The organism is Pseudoalteromonas sp. S3431 (genome assembly GCF_000690035.1).
Classification (GTDB): domain Bacteria; phylum Pseudomonadota; class Gammaproteobacteria; order Enterobacterales; family Alteromonadaceae; genus Pseudoalteromonas; species Pseudoalteromonas fuliginea.
Genome location: NZ_JJNY01000045.1, coordinates 122833 through 142996 on the forward strand (window position 1 = coordinate 122833; position 20164 = coordinate 142996).

19 protein-coding genes are annotated in these 20164 nt (G+C 40.3%); 4 read left to right on the top strand and 15 right to left on the bottom strand.

The genetic code is table 11. The features are described 5' to 3' along the window. Positions 1-21: 21 nt before the first annotated feature. The gene (locus tag DO88_RS07430; RefSeq protein ID WP_033039741.1) at positions 22-1641 is read right to left on the bottom strand and encodes a M28 family metallopeptidase; all 1620 of its coding nucleotides are present in this window, start codon (positions 1639-1641) and stop codon (positions 22-24) included. A 163-nt stretch (positions 1642-1804) separates the two neighbouring features. Further along, on the bottom strand, positions 1805-2044 hold the full coding sequence (locus DO88_RS07425) for an RNA recognition motif domain-containing protein (RefSeq protein WP_002958513.1): 240 nt from the start codon (positions 2042-2044) through the stop codon (positions 1805-1807). A 255-nt stretch (positions 2045-2299) separates the two neighbouring features. Here DO88_RS07425 and DO88_RS07420 point away from each other — a divergent pair, with 255 nt between their 5' ends. Beyond that, entirely contained in the window at positions 2300-3586 is a 1287-nt protein-coding gene (locus DO88_RS07420) for a VCBS domain-containing protein (protein WP_033039744.1), read from the top strand. A gap of 79 nt (positions 3587-3665) precedes the next feature. On the opposite strand, the gene lipA is transcribed toward DO88_RS07420, so the two are convergent. From lipA to leuS, 13 genes are all read right to left on the bottom strand, one after another. Then, entirely contained in the window at positions 3666-4631 is a 966-nt protein-coding gene (gene lipA, locus DO88_RS07415) for a lipoyl synthase (RefSeq protein ID WP_002958515.1), read from the bottom strand. Continuing rightward, positions 4628-5281 (bottom strand): lipoyl(octanoyl) transferase LipB, encoded by a 654-nt coding sequence (gene lipB, locus DO88_RS07410; RefSeq protein ID WP_033015251.1) that lies wholly within the window; start codon positions 5279-5281, stop codon positions 4628-4630. The genes lipA and lipB overlap by 4 nt, the downstream gene beginning before the upstream one ends. Before the next feature lie 19 nt (positions 5282-5300). Beyond that, on the bottom strand, positions 5301-5579 hold the full coding sequence (ybeD, locus tag DO88_RS07405; RefSeq protein WP_002958517.1) for a DUF493 family protein YbeD: 279 nt from the start codon (positions 5577-5579) through the stop codon (positions 5301-5303). 235 nt (positions 5580-5814) lie between these two features. After that, positions 5815-6975, bottom strand: a complete 1161-nt coding sequence (locus DO88_RS07400; protein ID WP_007378250.1) for a serine hydrolase — start codon at positions 6973-6975, stop codon at positions 5815-5817. A 53-nt stretch (positions 6976-7028) separates the two neighbouring features. Then, on the bottom strand, positions 7029-7790 hold the full coding sequence (locus DO88_RS07395; RefSeq protein WP_033039747.1) for a septal ring lytic transglycosylase RlpA family protein: 762 nt from the start codon (positions 7788-7790) through the stop codon (positions 7029-7031). Continuing rightward, entirely contained in the window at positions 7790-8896 is a 1107-nt protein-coding gene (gene rodA / locus DO88_RS07390; RefSeq protein WP_033039749.1) for a rod shape-determining protein RodA, read from the bottom strand. Before rodA ends, DO88_RS07395 begins: the two co-directional genes overlap by 1 nt. Then, positions 8896-10773 (bottom strand): penicillin-binding protein 2, encoded by a 1878-nt coding sequence (mrdA, locus tag DO88_RS07385; protein ID WP_033039751.1) that lies wholly within the window; start codon positions 10771-10773, stop codon positions 8896-8898. Before mrdA ends, rodA begins: the two co-directional genes overlap by 1 nt. Before the next feature lie 9 nt (positions 10774-10782). Then, on the bottom strand, positions 10783-11253 hold the full coding sequence (rlmH, locus tag DO88_RS07380) for a 23S rRNA (pseudouridine(1915)-N(3))-methyltransferase RlmH (protein WP_002958522.1): 471 nt from the start codon (positions 11251-11253) through the stop codon (positions 10783-10785). A gap of 37 nt (positions 11254-11290) precedes the next feature. Continuing rightward, on the bottom strand, positions 11291-11608 hold the full coding sequence (rsfS, locus tag DO88_RS07375; RefSeq protein WP_007378254.1) for a ribosome silencing factor: 318 nt from the start codon (positions 11606-11608) through the stop codon (positions 11291-11293). A gap of 55 nt (positions 11609-11663) precedes the next feature. After that, positions 11664-12299, bottom strand: coding sequence for a nicotinate-nucleotide adenylyltransferase (nadD, locus tag DO88_RS07370; RefSeq protein WP_033039754.1), 636 nt, complete (start codon positions 12297-12299; stop codon positions 11664-11666). 21 nt (positions 12300-12320) lie between these two features. Continuing rightward, entirely contained in the window at positions 12321-13358 is a 1038-nt protein-coding gene (gene holA, locus DO88_RS07365) for a DNA polymerase III subunit delta (RefSeq protein ID WP_007378256.1), read from the bottom strand. Next, entirely contained in the window at positions 13358-13849 is a 492-nt protein-coding gene (locus DO88_RS07360; RefSeq protein ID WP_033028517.1) for an LPS-assembly lipoprotein LptE, read from the bottom strand. The genes holA and DO88_RS07360 overlap by 1 nt, the downstream gene beginning before the upstream one ends. A 1-nt stretch (position 13850) precedes the next feature. Continuing rightward, entirely contained in the window at positions 13851-16439 is a 2589-nt protein-coding gene (gene leuS, locus DO88_RS07355; RefSeq protein WP_033039756.1) for a leucine--tRNA ligase, read from the bottom strand. Between the two features lie 196 nt (positions 16440-16635). Here leuS and DO88_RS07350 point away from each other — a divergent pair, with 196 nt between their 5' ends. The 3 genes from DO88_RS07350 (at position 16636) to DO88_RS07340 (ending at position 20074) form a co-directional block, all read left to right on the top strand. After that, a complete protein-coding gene (locus tag DO88_RS07350; RefSeq protein ID WP_007378259.1) occupies positions 16636-17094 on the top strand; it encodes a zinc ribbon-containing protein in 459 nt (152 codons plus the stop codon). Between the two features lie 77 nt (positions 17095-17171). After that, positions 17172-19595, top strand: a complete 2424-nt coding sequence (locus DO88_RS07345; protein WP_232224808.1) for a Lon protease family protein — start codon at positions 17172-17174, stop codon at positions 19593-19595. A 2-nt stretch (positions 19596-19597) separates the two neighbouring features. Next, the gene (locus tag DO88_RS07340) at positions 19598-20074 is read left to right on the top strand and encodes an FKBP-type peptidyl-prolyl cis-trans isomerase (RefSeq protein ID WP_033039761.1); all 477 of its coding nucleotides are present in this window, start codon (positions 19598-19600) and stop codon (positions 20072-20074) included. Positions 20075-20164: the final 90 nt, after the last annotated feature.

Here is a 20164-nt window from a genome sequence, read left to right on the forward strand (position 1 = left end):
ATAACTCTATTTAATAGCTATTTATTGCTTATCTTGCGCGCGTTTGGCTTTAAAGTCAGACTCGCTCGTCCACTTTGGCCAATCGCCATTATTTGCAAGCTGTGTGGCTATATCAACAATAAGATCTATATCTTGCTTAACACCACCTAACGACCAATCAGCTGAGTAATCGTCTGCTTCTTTATGGTATTTATGCGCAATGTACTCAGGATCGGTATCACCCAGACTCATAAATAATAAACTAGGCACGCCTTGCTTAGAAAGCGAGAAATGATCAGATCTAAAAAACAAGCCATTTTGCGGGCGAGGATCCATTTTAACAAAACGGCCTTGTGATTTTGCAGCTTTTGCTAAATAGTTTTCCATTGTCGATAAATCTTTACCGTATTGTAAAATGTAGTCAGTGCCATCAAGCACGTTCATGCCATCAATATTTAATAGACCGACCATTTGTTTTGTAGGTACAACCGCACCCGATGCAAATTCTTCAGAGCCAATTAACCCCGTTTCTTCTGCTGTAAAGTTAGCAAAAATAATTGAGCGTTTAAATGGCTTTTGCTTGTTCTTTTTACTCATTATACGTGCTATTTCAAGCGTGGCTGCAGTGCCTGAAGCGTTATCGACCGCGCCGTTATAAATCTTAGGGCCGGTGTCAGTTTGTTTAGTACCAAAGTGGTCCCAGTGAGCGCTAATAACAACGTATTCGTCAGGTGATTCGCTTCCTGTAATTTGTGCAACTACATTATGTGATTTGGCATGTGACACTTCGTTTTTAAAGGCAAGGTTTGCTTTTAAGTTAAGTGGCGTCGCTTTAAAGTCATCACTTAATGCTGCTTGTTTTAAATCTTGATAGTTAAGCTTTGCGGCGTTAAACATTTGCTCAGTCGCATCAAGTGTTAGCCAGCCCATAACCGGTAATTTTGATGCGTTTAAGTTGTTATCCATTAACGTGTATTTAGTACCCGTGTTTGAACTTTCAACTACGCCCCAAGGATATGCCGCAGGTGCGGTTTCATGAACAATAAATACAGCCTTTGCACCTTGGCGAGCGGCTTCTTCATATTTATAAGTCCAACGACCATAGTAGGTCATTGCATTACCAGTAAAAAGGGCGTCGTTTTGAGTAGCAAAACCTGGATCGTTAACGAGCACAACCACTGTTTTACCCGTTACATCAATATTTTTATAGTCATTCCAGTTATATTCAGGGGCATTAATACCATAACCAACAAATACAATGTCAGAATTGCGTACATCAATTAATGGCTGAAGTTGCTCGGTACGTGCGGTAAAGTCTTTACCTGATTCAAAGCTCAAATCACCTACTTTTAACTGCATATCCTGATTAGCTGTCACCATTGCCATTTTTACAGGCTGTAAGTATTTACCTTTATAAGCACCGGTTAAACCCAGCGCTTTATATTGCTCGCTTAAGTAGCCTACTGTTTTCACTTCACCATGAGTTAGCGGGCCTCGGCCTTGAAAGTCATCAGAGGCTAGCGTTTTAATATGCTGTTTAATATTGCTAAGGCTTACACCGGCTGTATTTTCTAATGGAGTTTGTTCGCTTGTAGGCTCTGAGCAGCCAAAGAGTGCAACTAGCAGGCTTAGGCTAGCGCTTTTTAAAAGAGTAGATGCCATGGTCTTCATATTGTTATTTAATTAGGCTTTCAATATAAAGGAAGCACCGCAGCGATGTCGAATTTTTATAGAGAACTTTTCATTCAATTGCAGATTAACTATCAGTCATTAGTAAAAAACCAGCGCAAGCTGGTTCTTTTAACTTTAAGTAATAAATTATTACTTAAGCATCCGCTAATTTCACGCGGATCTTACTTTTATCAACAGTAGATTGGTTAAGTGCGGTAATTGCGCTTTTACTTTCTATGTCGTTTGGCATTTCTACAAAGGCAAAACCTTTAGATTGGCCAGTTTCTTTATCAAGTACCAAGTTACAGGTAGTCACTTTACCGTGCTCTGCAAATAAAGTACGAAGCTCATGCTCAGTGGTAGCACGAGACAAGTTACGAACTAATAGTTTCATAATGAACCTAAATAATTATGTCAGTACTAATTATCTCAAGTAACTCAGGTTTAACCTAATTTTATTTTAAAACAAATATAAATAAACACTCTATAGAAATAATTTTTTGTATCACTATGAAAACAATAGATTTTATAATTAAATTTGAAATATCAGTAAATTGGTAATGTTAATTGGTAATTGAATTGTGGTTATTTGTACAATAAATTGGTAAATTCATATTTAATTAACTTGCTATTAACCACGGAACTAATTATGTCTAAATATACCCTTAAACCGTGCAATACAGTTACAGCTATACTTCTATCTTGTTTAGTTACTGGTTGTGGCAGCTCAGGCTCTGATCCTACGGTGCAAAATAATGAAGCGATTTCTTCACAAACTCCTGCAATAATCGGTGGTAACAGTCTAGGTGAAGTTATTAGCGATAGTAATGATGCAATAACAGGTTCGTTAACTATTACGGATCAACAATCAGGTGAAGCTGCTTTTGCAGCACAAGAAAATAGCGCTACAAGCTATGGTTTTTTTAGCTTAAATGCTGGTGGAGATTGGTCATACACACTTGACGATTTAAACGCATCAATAACATCTTTAAGTGAAGGTGAAACACTACAAGATACAATAACAGTAAACTCTGTAGATGGTACTAGCGCACAAATTATCATAACAATTGTAGGTGCACCAATAGCTCAAGCTGATGGCTTTGAAAAAATATCACACGTTTTATTGCGATCAGATGGCGTTAATTCGGGGCTTGACGCATACACACTTATTGAAAATGCCTTCGGCGAAGGGTCAATTGAATCTCCAGACTTATACGCTGGCAATCATGAAAGTGTTGTCCATATTATTGAAGATACCGATACGATAATTGGTAACCATTTTGTCTTTTTAGCTCACCGAGATGATGACCAAGATAAAGACAAAGGCACAAGTGACAGACAACGCAACGAAATAAAAACCTACGATAAATCACCACAAGAAACACTGGCGTTTGAGGGCGAGACATTTCAATATAGCTGGAAATTTAAAGTAAGTAGCGAGCTTGAGCTTACGAGTAAATTTAGCCATTTTTTTCAAATAAAAGCCCGTAACGAGAGTAACGACAACACCAATGGTAATGACGATCAGCCTATTATCACGCTCTCAGGTGCGCAAAAAAATAGTATAGGTAATCAGCTACAGGTTCGATATAGCGCAGGGTTTGATGAAAACGGTAACAGTACGGGTCTTGATAAAAACTTAATTGAAACCGACTGGTCACTCATTACAGATGAATGGGTTGAGGTATTTGTACAAGCTACATTTAGTGAAAGTGGTAAGTTTGATATGACGTTAACGCGCTTAAGCGATAATGCAGATATATTTACTATAAGCGAGCAAAACATAGATATGTGGCGCGGCTTTAGTGATGATGATTTTGCTCGTCCTAAGTGGGGAATATACCGCTCAATTGTTGAAACCGACAGCCTTCGCGCCGATGAAGAACGTGTTAGGTTTGCTGATTTTTCTATTAAAAAAGGTAAGTTAGCGCAGTAAGCTATTTTATCAATTGGCATGAAAAAGCCGTTAATGATTATGCATCATTAACGGCTTTTTTAATTTTTTGAGAAAGTGATTATTTCACTTCTTTACCCGCTGCTTGTTGATCAGCATGGTAGCTTGAACGTACAAACGGGCCAGAAGCCGCGTGAGTAAAGCCAATTTCGTCTGCATACGCTTTTAAGCCGTCAAACTCTACTGGTGGCACGTAGCGCTTAACCGGTAAGTGATGCTTAGAAGGTTGTAGGTATTGGCCTACAGTTAGCATGTCAACGTTGTGTGCACGTAAATCGCGAAGTACTTCTTCAATTTCGCTAATTTCTTCACCTAAACCAACCATTAAGCCTGATTTAGTTTTTACTTCTGGGTGAGCTTCTTTAAAGCGACGAAGTAATTCTAAAGACCACTTATAGTCAGCACCAGGACGAGCTAGTTTGTATAAACGTGGCGCAGTTTCAAGATTGTGGTTAAACACATCTGGTGGCGTCTCGATTAGTATCTCTAGTGCGCGGTCCATACGGCCACGAAAATCAGGTACTAAAATTTCGATAGTGATAGTTGGATTATGTTTACGAATTTCGCGAATACAATCAGCAAAATGCTGTGCACCACCATCACGTAAATCATCACGGTCAACCGAAGTGATTACAACGTAGCTTAGCTTCATATCTTTAATAGTAAGTGCTAGCTTTTCAGGTTCAGTGGCATCAGGTTTTAATGGGCGACCATGAGCAACATCACAAAATGGGCAACGACGAGTACAAATAGCACCTAAAATCATAAAGGTAGCTGTACCGTGGTTAAAACATTCAGATAGGTTAGGGCACGAAGCTTCTTCACAGACTGAGTGTAAGCCATGCTTACGTAGCGCTTTTTTAATGCCGTCAATGCGATCGGTTGATTTAGGTAAGCGAATTTTTAACCATTCTGGCTTACGCAACATTTCAGTTTTTTCTGTAGGTAAAACTTTTACTGGGATCAACGCCATTTTTTCTGCGTCGCGTAGTTTTACACCTGGTTCCATTTTGACTGGTTTATTCATTCGTTTTCAAACCCTTCAGTATGCTTAACCTGTGTTGCATTAAGCTTCTTGATCATGTGTTTCACCAATCCTTCACCCGCACTTTCTAGGTTTTGAGGACCATTTAATTCTTTAGTTTGCACCATATTCATGCCCGCATAACCGCATGGGTTAATGCGTAAAAATGGACTTAGGTCCATGTTAACATTTAATGCTAAGCCATGAAACGAGCAGCCACGACGAACCCTTAACCCAAGGGATGCAATTTTGCTGTCGTTAACGTATACACCTGGTGCATCAGCTTTAGCATAAGCTTCAATACCATACTCGGCGAGTGATTCAATAATGCACTCTTCAAGCCACGTAACCAGTTCACGTACACCAATCTTTAAACGACGTAGATTAAATAATACATACATCATTTGCTGGCCAGGGCCGTGGTAAGTTACTTGCCCGCCACGGTCAACTTTAATCACCTCAATGTCGCCAGGAGCTAGTAAGTGTTCGTCCTTACCAGCCTGACCTTGGGTGAATACACTCTCGTGCTCTACAAGCCAAATTTCATCTGGCGTATTTTCATCACGGGTGTCGGTAAAGTCCTGCATTTTTTGCCAAATTGGCATATAACGCTGACGACCCAGTTGGCGTACGATCAAAGTGTTTTCGTTCACAACAAATCTCAACTATGGATTAAAGCATGTGGCGTACGTCATCAATATTGCTGATCACGTTGTAAATTTCTTCAATGTGTTTGCCACTTGTAACTGTTGCCACAAGGCTTACTGACTCGTAATTACCTTTACTGCTTGGTTTTACTTTAGGGGCGTAATCGCCAGGTGCTATTGGTTGTAACTTAGCTAAAATTTGATCAGTTAAGTTTACGTTAGCTAATCCCATTATTCTGAATGTAAATGGGCAAGGGTACTCTAAGTACTCATCAAATTTTGTATCTTTAACAGGTTGAACCACGACGGTGACTCCTCAAACAAATAAAGTATTGGCTCTGAGCAAAATGCTAGGCGCTAAACTGAAAAGGGTTATGACAATCTTGAGCTAATGCTGCTTTTTTGGAGTGCCAAAAATAACAACTCAATATGATTGCTCTATATGGGGCGCATTCTAGCATTTTTCAAGCAAAAAAAAACGCCTCATAATAGAGGCGTCTCGTTTAACTTTCACAATAGCTGTGAGTTTATTTTTACGTCTACATTATTTGTAAACGTAAGTAGTCATAAATCTTACTAAAGAAGCTGCCTTCTTCCACTTCTTCAAGTGTTACTAGTGGGTATTGAGCAATGTCTTCACCCTCTAATTGTAAGAATAACGTACCTACTTTAGTGCCTTTAGCGAGTGGTGCTTCAAGCGTGTTATCTAGCTCAAAGTTAGCTTTAAGGTTTTTATGTTGACCACGTGGAATAGTAATTGGTGTATCTTCTAAAATACCTAAAGATACATTTTCTTTGTTACCCATCCAAATACGTTGCTCAGCAAAGCTATCGCCGGCCTTGTACGGGGTAATTGTTTCATAGAAACGAAAACCGTAGTTAAGTAGTTTTTTATTTTCCACTTTACGAGCACGTTCGCTTGAAGTGCCCATTACAACGGCAATTAAACGCATACCATTTTTAGTTGCTGAAGTGACTAAACTGTAGCCAGCTTCCGAGGTGTGGCCTGTTTTTATACCGTCTACGTCTAAGCTTTCATCCCATAATAGCGAGTTACGGTTATATTGCTTAATACCGTTATAAGTAAACGACTTTTGTTTATAAAGTGCGTATTCATCCGGTACGTCACGAATAAGTGCTGCGCCTAAGGTTGCCATATCGCGTGGAGTTGTATAATGCTCATTCGTATCAAGGCCGTGGCTATTGATAAAATGGCTGTTACTCATACCTAATTTAGTAGCATGTGCATTCATTAAATCAGCAAATGCGCTTTCACTTCCAGCAATATGTTCAGCCATTGCAACACAGGCATCATTACCAGATTGAATAATAATGCCGTGGTTAAGCTGATCAACACTAATTTGCTTACCTACTTCAATAAACATCTTAGACGATTCAGGGAAGTTTTTAGCCCATGCTTTTTCACTCACAGTTACCATATCTGTTGGTGCAATATTGCCGGCTTTAATTTCAGTACCAATTACATAACTGGTCATCATCTTAGTTAAGCTTGCTGGGGCGAGCTGCGTATCAGCTTCACCTTGGGCAATTACTTTACCTGTTGTAAAGTCTACTAAAAAATAACCTTTTGCATTAACTTGAGGTGGTGCCGGGATAATTTGGGCGCTGGCTGAAAATACGGCGGCTGTACAAACTAAGCCGCATACACCTTTGAGGATTTTATGTTTAATAGATTTCATCATACTCATTAATGGTTAAAGTTAAAGATTCGCGTTACGCCATTTTAAAGGTCTTACTGAGTGTAAAGCAAGAACGCGTTTTGAAATTGATTTTGTTTTAATTTTTTTAATACTTCGTCTGCATGAGGGGTATCTTTTATTGGCCCTAAATGCAGTCTGTAAATATCGTCTTTTTGCACGATATTTGTTGGTAATTTGTATTGCTCTCGCAATGTACTGGCAAGTGCTTCAATATTAGCAAGTGTACTACCAGCAGCTACCTGTATATAGGTTTGACGGACAGTTGCACCCGCAAGTGTAACGGCTTCTAGCTTAACCCTTGCTGTACCATGGGTGTAATAGCCTAGCTTATATGCGGCAGCGTACGAAAGATCAATTATTCTATCGTCATGAAATGGGCCGCGGTCGTTCACGCGCACGATTACTGATTTACCGTTCGCTGTATTGGTTACTTTAACAAAGCTAGGTAACGGCAGTGTTTTGTGCGCAGCAGTCATGGCAAACATATCGTAGGTTTCACCATTAGAGGTGTGATAACCATGAAATTTACGACCATACCAAGAGGCAATGCCTTCCTCAGAGTAGCCTGACTCATCAAGCATTGGCGAATAACTTTTACCAAGCACTGTATATGGACGACTTGCACTGGCGCTTTTAGTAACATCAGTGATTATTGCGTCTTGCATTTCAAGTGCAGTTGGGGCTCTAAGTGGTGCTGAATCATGGCGCATATGGTAGCGGTTACTTGAACTACTACATGCACTTAAGGTGAGTATTAAAAAAACAGTTATTAGAACACGCAAAGTGAATTTCATTATTTTAAAAGCATCCTTTTATCTGTCGCTATTGACATAATAATGCCAAAGCCAGCCATGAGCGTCACCATCGATGTTCCTCCATAACTGATTAGAGGCAAAGGAACTCCTACAACAGGCAATAACCCTGATACCATACCTATGTTTACAAATACATAAACAAAAAATGTCAGAGTGAGTGCACCTGCCAGTAATTTACCAAATGCATCTTGCGCATTAACGGCAATGTACAAGCCTCGGCCAATAATAAATAAGTACAGGCTAAGTAAAACACATACGCCGAATAAGCCAAACTCTTCGCTTAAAACCGAAAATATAAAATCAGTGTGACGCTCTGGTAAAAATTCTAATTGCGATTGTGTACCAAGCAGCCAGCCTTTGCCTTCAACACCACCAGAGCCTATTGCTATTTTTGACTGAATAATATGGTAACCGGAACCAAGCGGATCGCTTTCGGGGTCTAAAAAAGTAAGTACACGTTGTTTTTGGTAGTCGTGCATACCATAGTGCCAAAATGGCCATGCAGCAAGCGCAACAACAGAACTTAAAAAGCCGATTAAACGCCAGCTTAAACCGGATAAAAACAACACAAATATACCCGAGCTCGCAATAAGTATAGAAGTACCTAAATCGGGCTGTTCTTTAATTAATAATGTCGGAAGCATTACAATCATAAAGCCAATAATTAAATGCAGTGGGCGAGGTGGTAAGTGGTTTCTGCCTATGTACCAAGCCACCATCATTGGGACGGCTAGCTTCATTAGTTCTGATGGTTGAAAGCGAGTGATCCCCAAGTTTAACCAGCGTTGAGCGCCTTTTGAGCTGACCCCAAATAAAAGTACACCCACCAGCATGAGTAAGCCAACACAGTAAAGTGGGATAACTAAACGCTTAAGCGTTGCTGGAGAAAATTGGGCTAGAATAATCATGCCTGTAACGGCTCCGCCCATGCGAGTCATATGGCGGATCATCATTGCTGTATCTTGCCCGCTTGCACTATATACAACGGTAATACTGCCAATCATCATGATAAGCAAAGCGATGAGTAATGGTAGGTCTAGATGCATTCGCATCCATATGGATCGTTTATCGTGTAAAATGGTCATTATTTTATATTCCCTGCAAGTTCAACAGGATTAGCTGCAAAATAGTAGTCCATTAATTGACGAGCAATTGGCGCACCTACCGAGCTTCCGCCCCCAGTGTTTTCTACAACGATAGAGAGCACAATTTGTGGGTTGTTATAAGGTGCAAAACCAACATAAATGGCGTTATCACGCTGACGCTCTTTTAATGATTTAGCGTCGTAACGTTCGCCTTGGGCAATGCTAACTACTTGCGCAGTACCTGTTTTACCCGCCGGATCGTAGCTTACACCTTTAAAAGCTTTGTGTGCGGTACCTGTTACTTTTTTTACCGTGTTATGCATTGCATCAATTGCAATGCGCCAGTTATCAGGGTTTTTAAGTATTACCGGCGGTTTTTCATCACCGTTAATTTGCGTTACTTGATCTTCTTTTTTTGCAACTTGAGCTAAATGCGGTGGATGATTAATCCCTTTATTAACAAGAATATTCGTTGCGTTAGCAATTTGAATCGGGGTTGCCGTCCAATAGCCTTGTCCAATACCTACAGAAATAGTATCACCTCGCCACCATGATTCTTTAAAGCGGCCTTCTTTCCATTCTTTTGAAGGTAAAATTGCAGTGGTTTCTTCATGAATATCAATACCGGATAAATCACCAAAGCCAAATCGCGCCATAAAATCGCTTATTTTAGTAATACCTAAGCGATAAGCTGCATCATAAAAATAAGTATCGCACGACTCTTCAATCGCTTTATATACATCAACATGGCCATGACCCCAGCGTTTCCAATCGCGCCATTTATGTTCCACATTTGGTATTTCAAAAAAGCCAGGATCCCAAATAGAAGTGCTTTCACTTACAATATTTTCTTCAAGGGCTAAAATTGCCATGTGAGGTTTAACAGTCGAAGCTGGCGCGTAACGACCTTGTGTTGCTCGGTTAATTAGCGGGCGATTTTGGTTAAGCAATGCTTTGTAGTTTTTGCTACTTATACCATGTACGAATAAATTTGGATCGTAGCTTGGATTTGAATAAAGTGCGAGTACGCCACCATCTTTTGCATCCATAACGACGATAGCGCCGCGCATATCCTTAAGTGCATGTTGTGCTATTTGCTGTAGCCCAATATCAAGCGTAAGTACAATATCACTACCAGGCTTAGGTTGGATCATACTGAGTGTGCGAATAACGCGGCCGCGATTATTTACTTCTACGCGCTGGGAGCCTACTTCACCGTGTAATAATTGTTCATAATATTTTTCTATGCCTAATTTTCCAATATCGTATGTGGCTCGATAATTGGTTGCTTGACCTTCTTGATCTAGTTTTTTAAGTTCTTTTTTATTAAGCTTTGCCACATAACCGAGTGCATGGGTTAGGGTATCGCCAAAGGGGTAGTAGCGGGCTAGGCGTGCTTCAATACTAAAGCCTGGGAATTTATGTTGATTTACAGAAAACTTAGCGACTTCAGTTTCGTTTAAGCGTGCTTTAAGAATTTGCGATTTGAAACGCCGAGTGTGTTTAATATCTTTTAAAAAATCTTCTTTCTCTTGCTCACTAATAGTAATTATTTTACTGACTTGATCGAGCGATTCGGTTAAATCGTTTACATCTTCGGGAATGACTTCAAGATTGTAAACTGGTTTGTTTTCAGCAAGGAGTACACCGTTACGGTCGTAAATTAAACCACGGTTGGGTGCAATAGGAATAACTTTAATACGGTTGTCATTAGAGCGGGTTTGGTAATCTTGGTGGTTCTCTACTTGAATTTTATATAGGTTTGACAGCAAAATAGCCACCATAGCTAATACAAAAACAAAACCCACAAATGCTCGCCTAGCAAATAAATTTGCTTCTGCGGAGTGGTCACGAATAGTGGGTCTATGTTTTAGCATGGCAAGGCATTACTCGCGATGATAAGGATGGTTGTTATTTAAGCTCCAGCCTCTGTAAAGGCTCTCTGCAACAATAATACGCACCAAGGGGTGCGGCAATGTTAAATTAGATAACGACCATTTTTGCTCAGACGCTGCAATGCACTCTGGAGCAAGCCCTTCAGGTCCGCCAATAAGTAAACTTACATCACGACCATCGAGTTGCCATTTTTCCATATTTTTAGCAAGTTGGTGAGTATCCAGTGCTTTCCCTGTTACCTCTAACGTTACAATACGATTGCCTTTTGGAATAGCCGCTAATGTTTTTTCACCTTCAATGTGTAAAATGCGCTTTATGTCTGCGTTTTTGCCACGTTTACCGGCAGGGATTTCAATTAACTCAAGGGCCATATCTTTAGGGAAACGGCGCTGATATTCTGCAAATCCCGTTTCTACCCATGCTGGCATTTTTGTACCAACAGCAATCATTTGTATTTTCACGTATTACTTCCAAGCATTGTCTAAAATGAGTGCGTGTTTAGCCCCACAGTTTTTCTAGATCGTAATAGCTACGTGCTTCGTTTTGCATCACGTGTACAACTACATCACCTAAATCAACCAGTGCCCATTCGCCATCGCCTTCACCTTCATAACCTAATGGTTCTGAATCTGCGTGACGCGCTTCTTTTGCTAAGTGATCGGCAATTGACTGTACGTGACGTTTAGAAGTACCAGAACAAATTACCATGTAATCTGTAATATCTGATGTCTTTGTTACGTCAATATGAACGATGTCACGTGCTTTCATATCGTCAATTTTATCCATTGCAAAGGCGAGTAGTTGTTTTGAATCCAAGGTTTTGTCTCAATTTAAAAATTTAATGGCGCGCATTTTAACACGCTAGGCGTTTTTAAGCATCAATTTGATAGAGCTGATGCTGTTCTATGTAATGACTCACTGCAGCGGGTAATAGTTCATTCTTTTTATTGCTTTTTTTCAGTTGTTCGCGAATTGTACTCGAAGCAGCATCGAGCATTTTACCCGGTAAAAAATAAAGTTTACCAGCAAGTGAGTGCTCAAGTAAGGTTGCTTCGTCTACATTCGCATCTTGCATATAGCCTTTTAGTTCACCACTTGCAGTACAATGTTGAGCAGGGCGCTGATATACCACAATATGACAAAGCTGTGTAATTGCCTTCCACTCAAACCATTTATCGAGATTGTTAAATGAGTCCATACCAATTAAAAATAAGATAGGTGTAGTAGGGTGCTCTTTACGAAGTTCTTGCAAGCTAAGTAACGAATACGATGGGCCGGCTCGGTTAAGTTCTCTTAAATCGAGTTTAAAATGAGGGTAGGGCGCAATAGCCGCGTTTAGCATATTAATACGGTGCTGCGTACTAATACCAGGCGCTGCTTTATGCGCCGGTAATGCACAAGGCATAAAATAAAGCGTGTTTAAATTAAACGCATTAACACATTGCTGCGCCATATTTATATGGCCTAAATGGACAGGGTCGAAAGTGCCACCAAAAATTGCGATCATTTAACACCTATTAGCTATTTATTAATTAACCGCGTGGCACGGCATAGGAATGTTGAGCGGCTGGCAAAATTTAATACAAATATGAGCAAGCGCTTGGTAAGGGGCAATTAAATTACCTTGCTTATAACTGGCATCAAACAAAGCGACATCACTATTTATTTGTTCAAGTGTGTGTATGTTTAAGCGGTTAATTGCGTTTTGAACTGGCCCTTGCTGGTTTTTCCAAATAGCATTTTGTTTAAATAAATTAGCGATTGGTTCGCCATTTAATAAACCAAGTTGCACATTTATTAGCGTATTAAGCTCTTTGGTTATAGCCCATAAAATACTCACCACTTCGGTGTTATCGCTGGCAAGTTTGTTTAATACTTTTATAGCTTGTTTAGCGTGGCCATTTAATAGTGCATCGCTTAAATCAAAAATATCAAACTTGGCTTGGTTTAACAGCCCTTGCATTACTAATTGCTGAGTAATTAATGCATTGCCGTGCAGTAGTGAGAGCTTTTCAAGCTCTTGGAAGCACGCTAATAAGTTACCTTCTGTGGCATTTATTAAACTCAGTTTGGCATCGTTTTGCATGTTGAGCGATAAGCGTTGGCACTGTTCATCAAGCCATCGTTTTACATGCGTGCCGGTAAGCGGGTAGCAAGGTACAAATACGCCTTGCTTATCAAGGGCTTTAAACCATGCACCGCGTTGTACTTCTTGGCTGGCTTTAGCGCCTTTAACAATTAAAATAGTATCTGGATTAACCAGCTCAATTACTTTTTTAAAGGTGTTGCTGCCAATAACGCCTGGTTTTTGTTGGTTTAAATCAAGCTCAATAATAGTGCGCGCGCTAAATAGTGACATGCTTTGATATTGAGCTATGATTTCTTGCCAATCGAATCCTTGCATTAAAGTAAACTTAATTACTTCGTCAAAGCCTTGTGCTTTAGCACTGTCGCGAATTTGTTGTACGCACTGTGCTTCTTGAAAAGGCTCTTCCCCAAACACTAAATAAAAGGGCTTTAGCCCTTTATTTAATTCACTCGGTAGTTGATTAGCATAACAGCGCATTATAGTTGCGACAGCTCTCTAACAATACGACGACTGGCTTGCTCACGGATCTCGCTAATGAGTAGCTCAAGCTCTTTTGCTTTAGCTAGCGCATGATCTGGATCGTCTTGGTAATTACGGTAAAGCTCAAAGCGCTTTTCAATGGCTTTTTCGCCAGGGCGTTTAACTACATACGATACGCCATAAGCGAGTTCGTATTCAGCTACTTGACCATTTTGAAATAACGATAGTGTTTGACGTTCAATACTTTCTTTATACAAATATAATTGGGCTTTATCTTTAGCTGCTGATATTAGCTCTACATTACTCGCTCTTAGCTCGTTTTTAAGGCTTTCAAATAAGGCTGACTTTTCATCATCACCTACAAGAGTTAGCTGTTTTAGGTTATCAGGCATGCTAGAGGCTTTTTTTAGATGAAACCCGCAGCTAGTTATCAAAAAACAGACTAGCACTAAGGCTAGTCCGTTTTTAATGGCGTTAAATGCAGCCATATTAGTTAGCTACCACGTTAAGTAGCTTGCCTGGTACGTAAATGATTTTTCGAATGGTTGAGCCATCAGTAAATTTAGTTACATTAGATTCTGCAAACGCAAGGGTTTCTACTTGCTCTTGCGTTGCATCAGCTGCAACGGTTAACTTAGCGCGGAGCTTGCCGTTTACTTGTACGATGATTAGTTTTTCATCTTCAACAAGTGCCGACTCATCAACTTTTGGCCATGCAGCATCCAAAATCTCACCTTCTTTACCTAACTCTTTCCAAAGCTCGTGCGATAAATGTGGCGTAATAGGTGCAAGCATAATAATAAGCGCTTCTAATGCTTCGTTTGCAATTGCTATATCTTGCGTATCTATTAAAGGTGCTTTTAATAATTTATTAGAAAGCTCCATAATAGCTGCAATGGCGGTATTAAAGGTTTGACGACGTTCAACATCATCAGTCACTTTAGCAATCGCTTTGTGTAAGTCGCGACGTAATACTTTTTGTGGGTTTGTTAGCGCTGATTTATCAAGTGCTTGGTAACCTACTGTTTTAACGTCTACCGCGTATTTCCATACACGTTTTAAGAAGCGATGCGCGCCTTCAACACCTGAGTCTGACCATTCAAGCGTTTGCTCTGGTGGTGCTGTAAACATCATGAATAAACGCACAGTATCTGCACCATATTGGGCAATTACATGTTGCGGGTCTATACCGTTGTTTTTAGACTTGGACATTTTGCTCATGCCTGATGAGAAAACTGGCTCACCGTCCTCTTTATGCCATGCTTTAGTCACGCGGCCTTTATCGTCGGTTTCAGTGTTTACATCACTTGGCGAGATCCAAATATCGCCGCCTTTTTCATCTTTACGATAAAATGTTTCAGCAAGCACCATACCTTGACAAAGTAAGCGGTCAAACGGCTCGTCTGAATTTACTAAACCAAAGTCACGTAATAATTTATGGAAAAAGCGCGAGTACAATAAATGTAAAATAGCGTGCTCAATACCACCAATGTATTGGTTTACTGGCAACCAGTAGTTAGCAGCCGCGGGATCTAGCATGCCTTCGTCGTAGCGTGGGCTACAGTAGCGTGCGTAGTACCAAGAAGACTCCATAAAGGTGTCAAACGTATCAGTTTCGTGAAACGCAGGTGCACCATTTACGGTAGTTTTAGCCCACTCTGGGTCTGCTTTAAGTGGTGAAGTTACACCGTTCATTACCACATCTTCAGGTAAGCGAACGGGTAGCATATCTTCTGTTGCTGCAAGCTCTTTACCATCTTCGTCGCTAAGCATTGGGATTGGTGAACCCCAATAACGTTGACGGCTAACACCCCAGTCACGCAGGCGGAAGTTTACTTTGCGCTCACCCACACCGAGAGCTTCTAATTTATCCGCAATGGCTTTAAAACCAGCGTCAAAATCAAGGCCGTTAAATTCACCTGAATTTACAAGTACGCCTTTATCAGTAAACGCTGATTCTTTAAGGTTTACTTCAAGGTCTGAACCTTCAACCGGTGCAATGACTTGTTTTATATCAAGACCGTAAGCGGTTGCAAACTCAAAGTCGCGTTGATCGTGTGCAGGTACTGCCATTACAGCGCCTGAGCCATAATGCATTAATACAAAGTTAGCGACCCAAATTGGTACTTGCTCGCCCGTTAATGGGTGAGTGGCGTAAAAGCCTGTTGCTATGCCTTTTTTCTCCATTGTTGCCATGTCTGCTTCGGCAACTTTGGTGTTTTTGCATTCTTCAACAAACATTGCAATAGCATCGCTATTTTTAGCCGCTTCTTGCGCAATAGGGTGACCACCGGCAACAGCAACATACGTAACACCCATAAAGGTATCTGGACGAGTTGTGTATACGCTAAATGTTTCGTCGTTATCGGTGCGTTTAAATTCAATATCACAGCCTTCAGAGCGGCCAATCCAGTTGCGCTGCATTGTTTTAACTTGCTCTGGCCAATCTTCCAACTGATCTAAATCGTCTAGTAGCTCTTGTGCGTAATCAGTAATTTTAATAAACCACTGTGGAATTTCTTTTTGCTCAACCACAGCGCCTGAACGCCAACCGCGACCGTCAATAACTTGCTCGTTAGCTAATACTGTTTGATCCACTGGATCCCAGTTAACCGTCGACATTTTTTTATACACTAAGCCTTTTTCGTAAAGCTTAGTGAAAAACCACTGCTCCCACTTGTAGTATTCTGGATGACACGTCGCAATTTCGCGATCCCAGTCATAACCAAAACCTAATTGTTTAAGCTGTGTACGCATGTAATCAATGTTTTCGTATGTCCACTTAGCTGGTGCTGTTTTGTTTTTAATAGCGGCGTTTTCTGCAGGTAAACCAAACGCATCCCAACCCATAGGTTGCATTACGTTTTTGCCTTGCAGGCGCTGGAAACGAGAAACAACATCACCGATGGTGTAGTTACGTACATGACCCATATGCAGTCGACCACTCGGATAAGGAAACATAGAAAGGCAGTAATACTTTTCTTTACTCTCATCTTCAGTGACTTTAAATACCTGGTTTTCTTCCCAGTAGCTTTGTACTTTTGACTCTATATCTTGCGGGTTATATTGCTCTTGCATCTATGGTTCCAGACTTCTTGCAAACTAATAAAAAATTGCCGTTAGGATACCCCAAATAAAACACTATTCACAGCGTCAAAAACATGCTTTTATTAAATTGTAACTTTCAGTGCAGGTTAACCTGCTTTTTTATAATGTAGTTAGCTAAATACATAAGTTACAGACTGATTTAACAGCAATTTTGAAGGAGTAAAAAATGACTGATTACAAAGCATGGCTTAGCAGTTTTACTAGTTGGCTAAAAGATGTAAAAGATCATGGTGTAAAAGATGTAGTTACTGGGTTTGTTGAATCTGAGCAAGCAATCAAAGATTTAAGTCAAGAAAGGTATGAACTTTATAAAAGTTACTTAAAGCATGATATTGAACACATTATTGAGCACGAAGCTTATTACAATTCGCTTGCATGGCAAGAACTTAAAGAATCTTTATGGTTTGAACTCTCGCACATAGAAGATAAAACACAACTAGAGTGGCAATCTTTAAGCCAAGATTTTAAGCACAATGGGGTGTATCACGCAGGCGAATGGATAGCCATGGGCACATTAGTATGTAAGAATTGCAACCATAGCCACGACATTTATCACGCAACGCAAATAATACCTTGCACGCAATGTGATGGAATCTACTTTAGTCGTAAGGCGCTGAACCCTTAAATATTGGTATTAGGTGGCTGCGTGCCACTTAATACGCCCAAAAGCCAGTGAATATGCTGGTAAACAAAGAAGTTAGAATGACGAAAAAATTGCTGCCACTATCTGTTTCAAAGCTCGCACCGAGTATTTCTAGTAATCATGTACATACATGCATGAGTAACCCGTACCCAGAGCAACTTACTTTTATAGGCCAACAACGTGCCCAAAGTGCGCTCGACTTTTCATTAGGTATGGATTTACCTGGCTATAATGTTTATGTAATGGGCGAAGCGGCTCATGGACGTTATACGCTAGTCAAAGATAAACTTAAGCAACACGCAAAAGACAGAGCAACGCCTAATGAATGGTTGTACGTAAATAATTACGCCGATCACCGTGAGCCTATCGCACTTTTTATGCAAGCAGGGCAAAGTAAGCAACTTAGCGACGACATAGACTCATTCTTAGATGAAGTGCTCGACACTTTTCCAGCGGCATTTGATAATCCAGCGTACCAACGCAAGAAAAAATCAATCGATCGCGAGTTTAACGACGCTTACGACAGCGCAATTACCGCAGTTGAAATCGCAGCACTTGAGCAAAGTGTTGCTCTAGTAGAAGAAAAAAGCTCAGTGGGTTTTGCACCACTTGTTGATGGAAAACAATTGAGCGACAGTGAATTTGGTGAGCTTGAAGAAACATTGCGCGAAGAGTTTTTTGAAAAAATCGAAAAGCTAGAAGATGCATTAATAGAAGCGTTAATAGAGCTACCACGGTGGAAACGCGAATCAAAAGAAAAACTTCGTAATCTTAAAAAATCGACCGCAGAGCAAGCCACTAAACCACTTTTAAAAGACTTAGAGCATAAGTACGCGACACACATTGGCGTACTGCGTTATTTAAAAGATATTCGCGTTGAAATTATCGACGCGGTACTTGAATGGCTAGATGACGAAGACGAAAGCGAAGAAAGTAAAGAAGACTTTGACCGTAAAGGTATGCTTACCGACTTTTTTGCACCTAACATTTTAGTTGAATTTAAAGAAGACGATGCAGCGCCAGTCGTTTATGAGCCAAACCCAACCTTTGGTAATATATTTGGTAAAATTGAATACGCTACATCCCAAGGTACATTGATTACGAGTTATCGCTCAATTCAGCCCGGTGCATTGCATCGTGCCAATGGTGGTTACTTAATAATGGACGCCGAAAAAATAATGGCTAATCCACAAGTGTGGGATGGTTTAAAGCTGTGTTTAAAAACACATCAAATAAAAAATGATTTACCCTATCAAGACAGCACAGTCGGGACAAGTTTTACGCTTCGCCCGCAACTTATTCCACTTGATGTGAAGATTATTTTATTGGGATCGCGCGAGTTGTACTACACCATAGGTGAATACGACGAAGAATTTGCTGAGCTATTTAGAGTACTTGCCGATTTTGATTACTACTTACCAAGTAGCGATAAATTACAGTACCAGTTTATTACCAAAGTGACTGAGTATTGCGAGCAAACATTAAAATGCACTGCTACAGAGGCTGCTATGGTACGGTTACTTAAATTTAGTTACCGCCAAGCTGAGCATCATAATAAACTCTCGGCGCGCTTTGCTGATGTGCTTGAATTAGTTGCTGAAGCGAGTTATTACGCGAAACAAGATAACTTAACGGTTATTGATGCATACCATATTGACGAAGCCATTGAAGGCAAACAATATCGTACCGGTCAGATCAGCGAAAACATGCTTAGCGATATAAAAGAAGGCCATACACTTATTGCAACCGATGGCCAAGCTATAGGTAAAGTAAATGGTTTAACAGTACTACACATTGGCGATACCTCGTTCGGTACCCCTGCGCGTATTACGGCAACTGTTTATGCAGGCGCCGATGGCGTAATAGACGTTGAACGCGAAGCCGAACTAGGTAAAGCTATCCACTCAAAAGGCGTGATGTTGCTTACCGGCTATTTAGGCAATAAGTACGCACAGCAGTTTAGCTTAACGCTTAGTGCTAATATTGCCATAGAGCAAAGTTATGGTTACATAGATGGCGATAGTGCATCTTTAGCAGAGCTTTGTGCGCTTATTTCATCTATTACAAGCCTCCCTATTAGCCAATCTATCGCGCTGACAGGCTCTATTAACCAACATGGTGATGTACAAGCTATTGGTGGTGTAAACGAAAAAATAGAAGGCTTTTTTAAACTGTGTAAAATGCGTGGTTTAACCGGTTCGCAAGGCGTTATTATTCCTAAATCAAACCAAGTTAACTTAGTACTTGATGACGAGATCCTCAATGCGGTAGAGGCGGGTAAATTTAATATTTACGCAGTTGAAACCGTAGATCAAGCGCTTAACTTGTTAATGGATATAGAAGCAGGCGATATTATTGATGACCAGTATCCCGAAAACTCAGTAAACGGTATTGCGCTTGCGCGCCTAAAAGAGATTGCCGACATTGTAAATGGCGATAATGACGACGAAAAAGACGAAGAACTAGATAACGGAAAAGGTTAATAATGATCAATATAATTTTGGTGGTGGTTATCGCCATTTTTTGTTTTTTAATATTTCAAAATAGTAAAAAAGCAAAACAACAAGCAGGCGTAAATGCGCAAATAGGGGCAGATTACTTAGCCGCTAATTCAAAAGTAGAAGGTATAGTAGAAACAGCTTCTGGCTTACAGTACAAAGTAATGCATAAAGGTGAGAGTGAAAACACACCAAGCTCAACAAGTATGGTTAACGTGCATTATCATGGCACGCTAATCGACGGCACTGTGTTTGACAGCTCAGTAGAGCGTAAAACACCGATTAGTTTTGGTTTGCACCAAGTGATTAAAGGTTGGACCGAAGGCCTACAATTGATGAGCCCAGGCGATAAATACACGTTTTATGTGCCGCATCAATTAGCGTATGGCGAAAAACGTGTAGGCAGTATTCCTCCTGCTTCAGTACTTATTTTTGAAGTAGAGTTACTGGCAATTGAGCCGTAATACCAACCTGCATAAATACTTGAACAATTTAACGAATTAAATTGCACTATAACGTTGTTAAAAATTTTCTATTTAGAACAACTAGATACA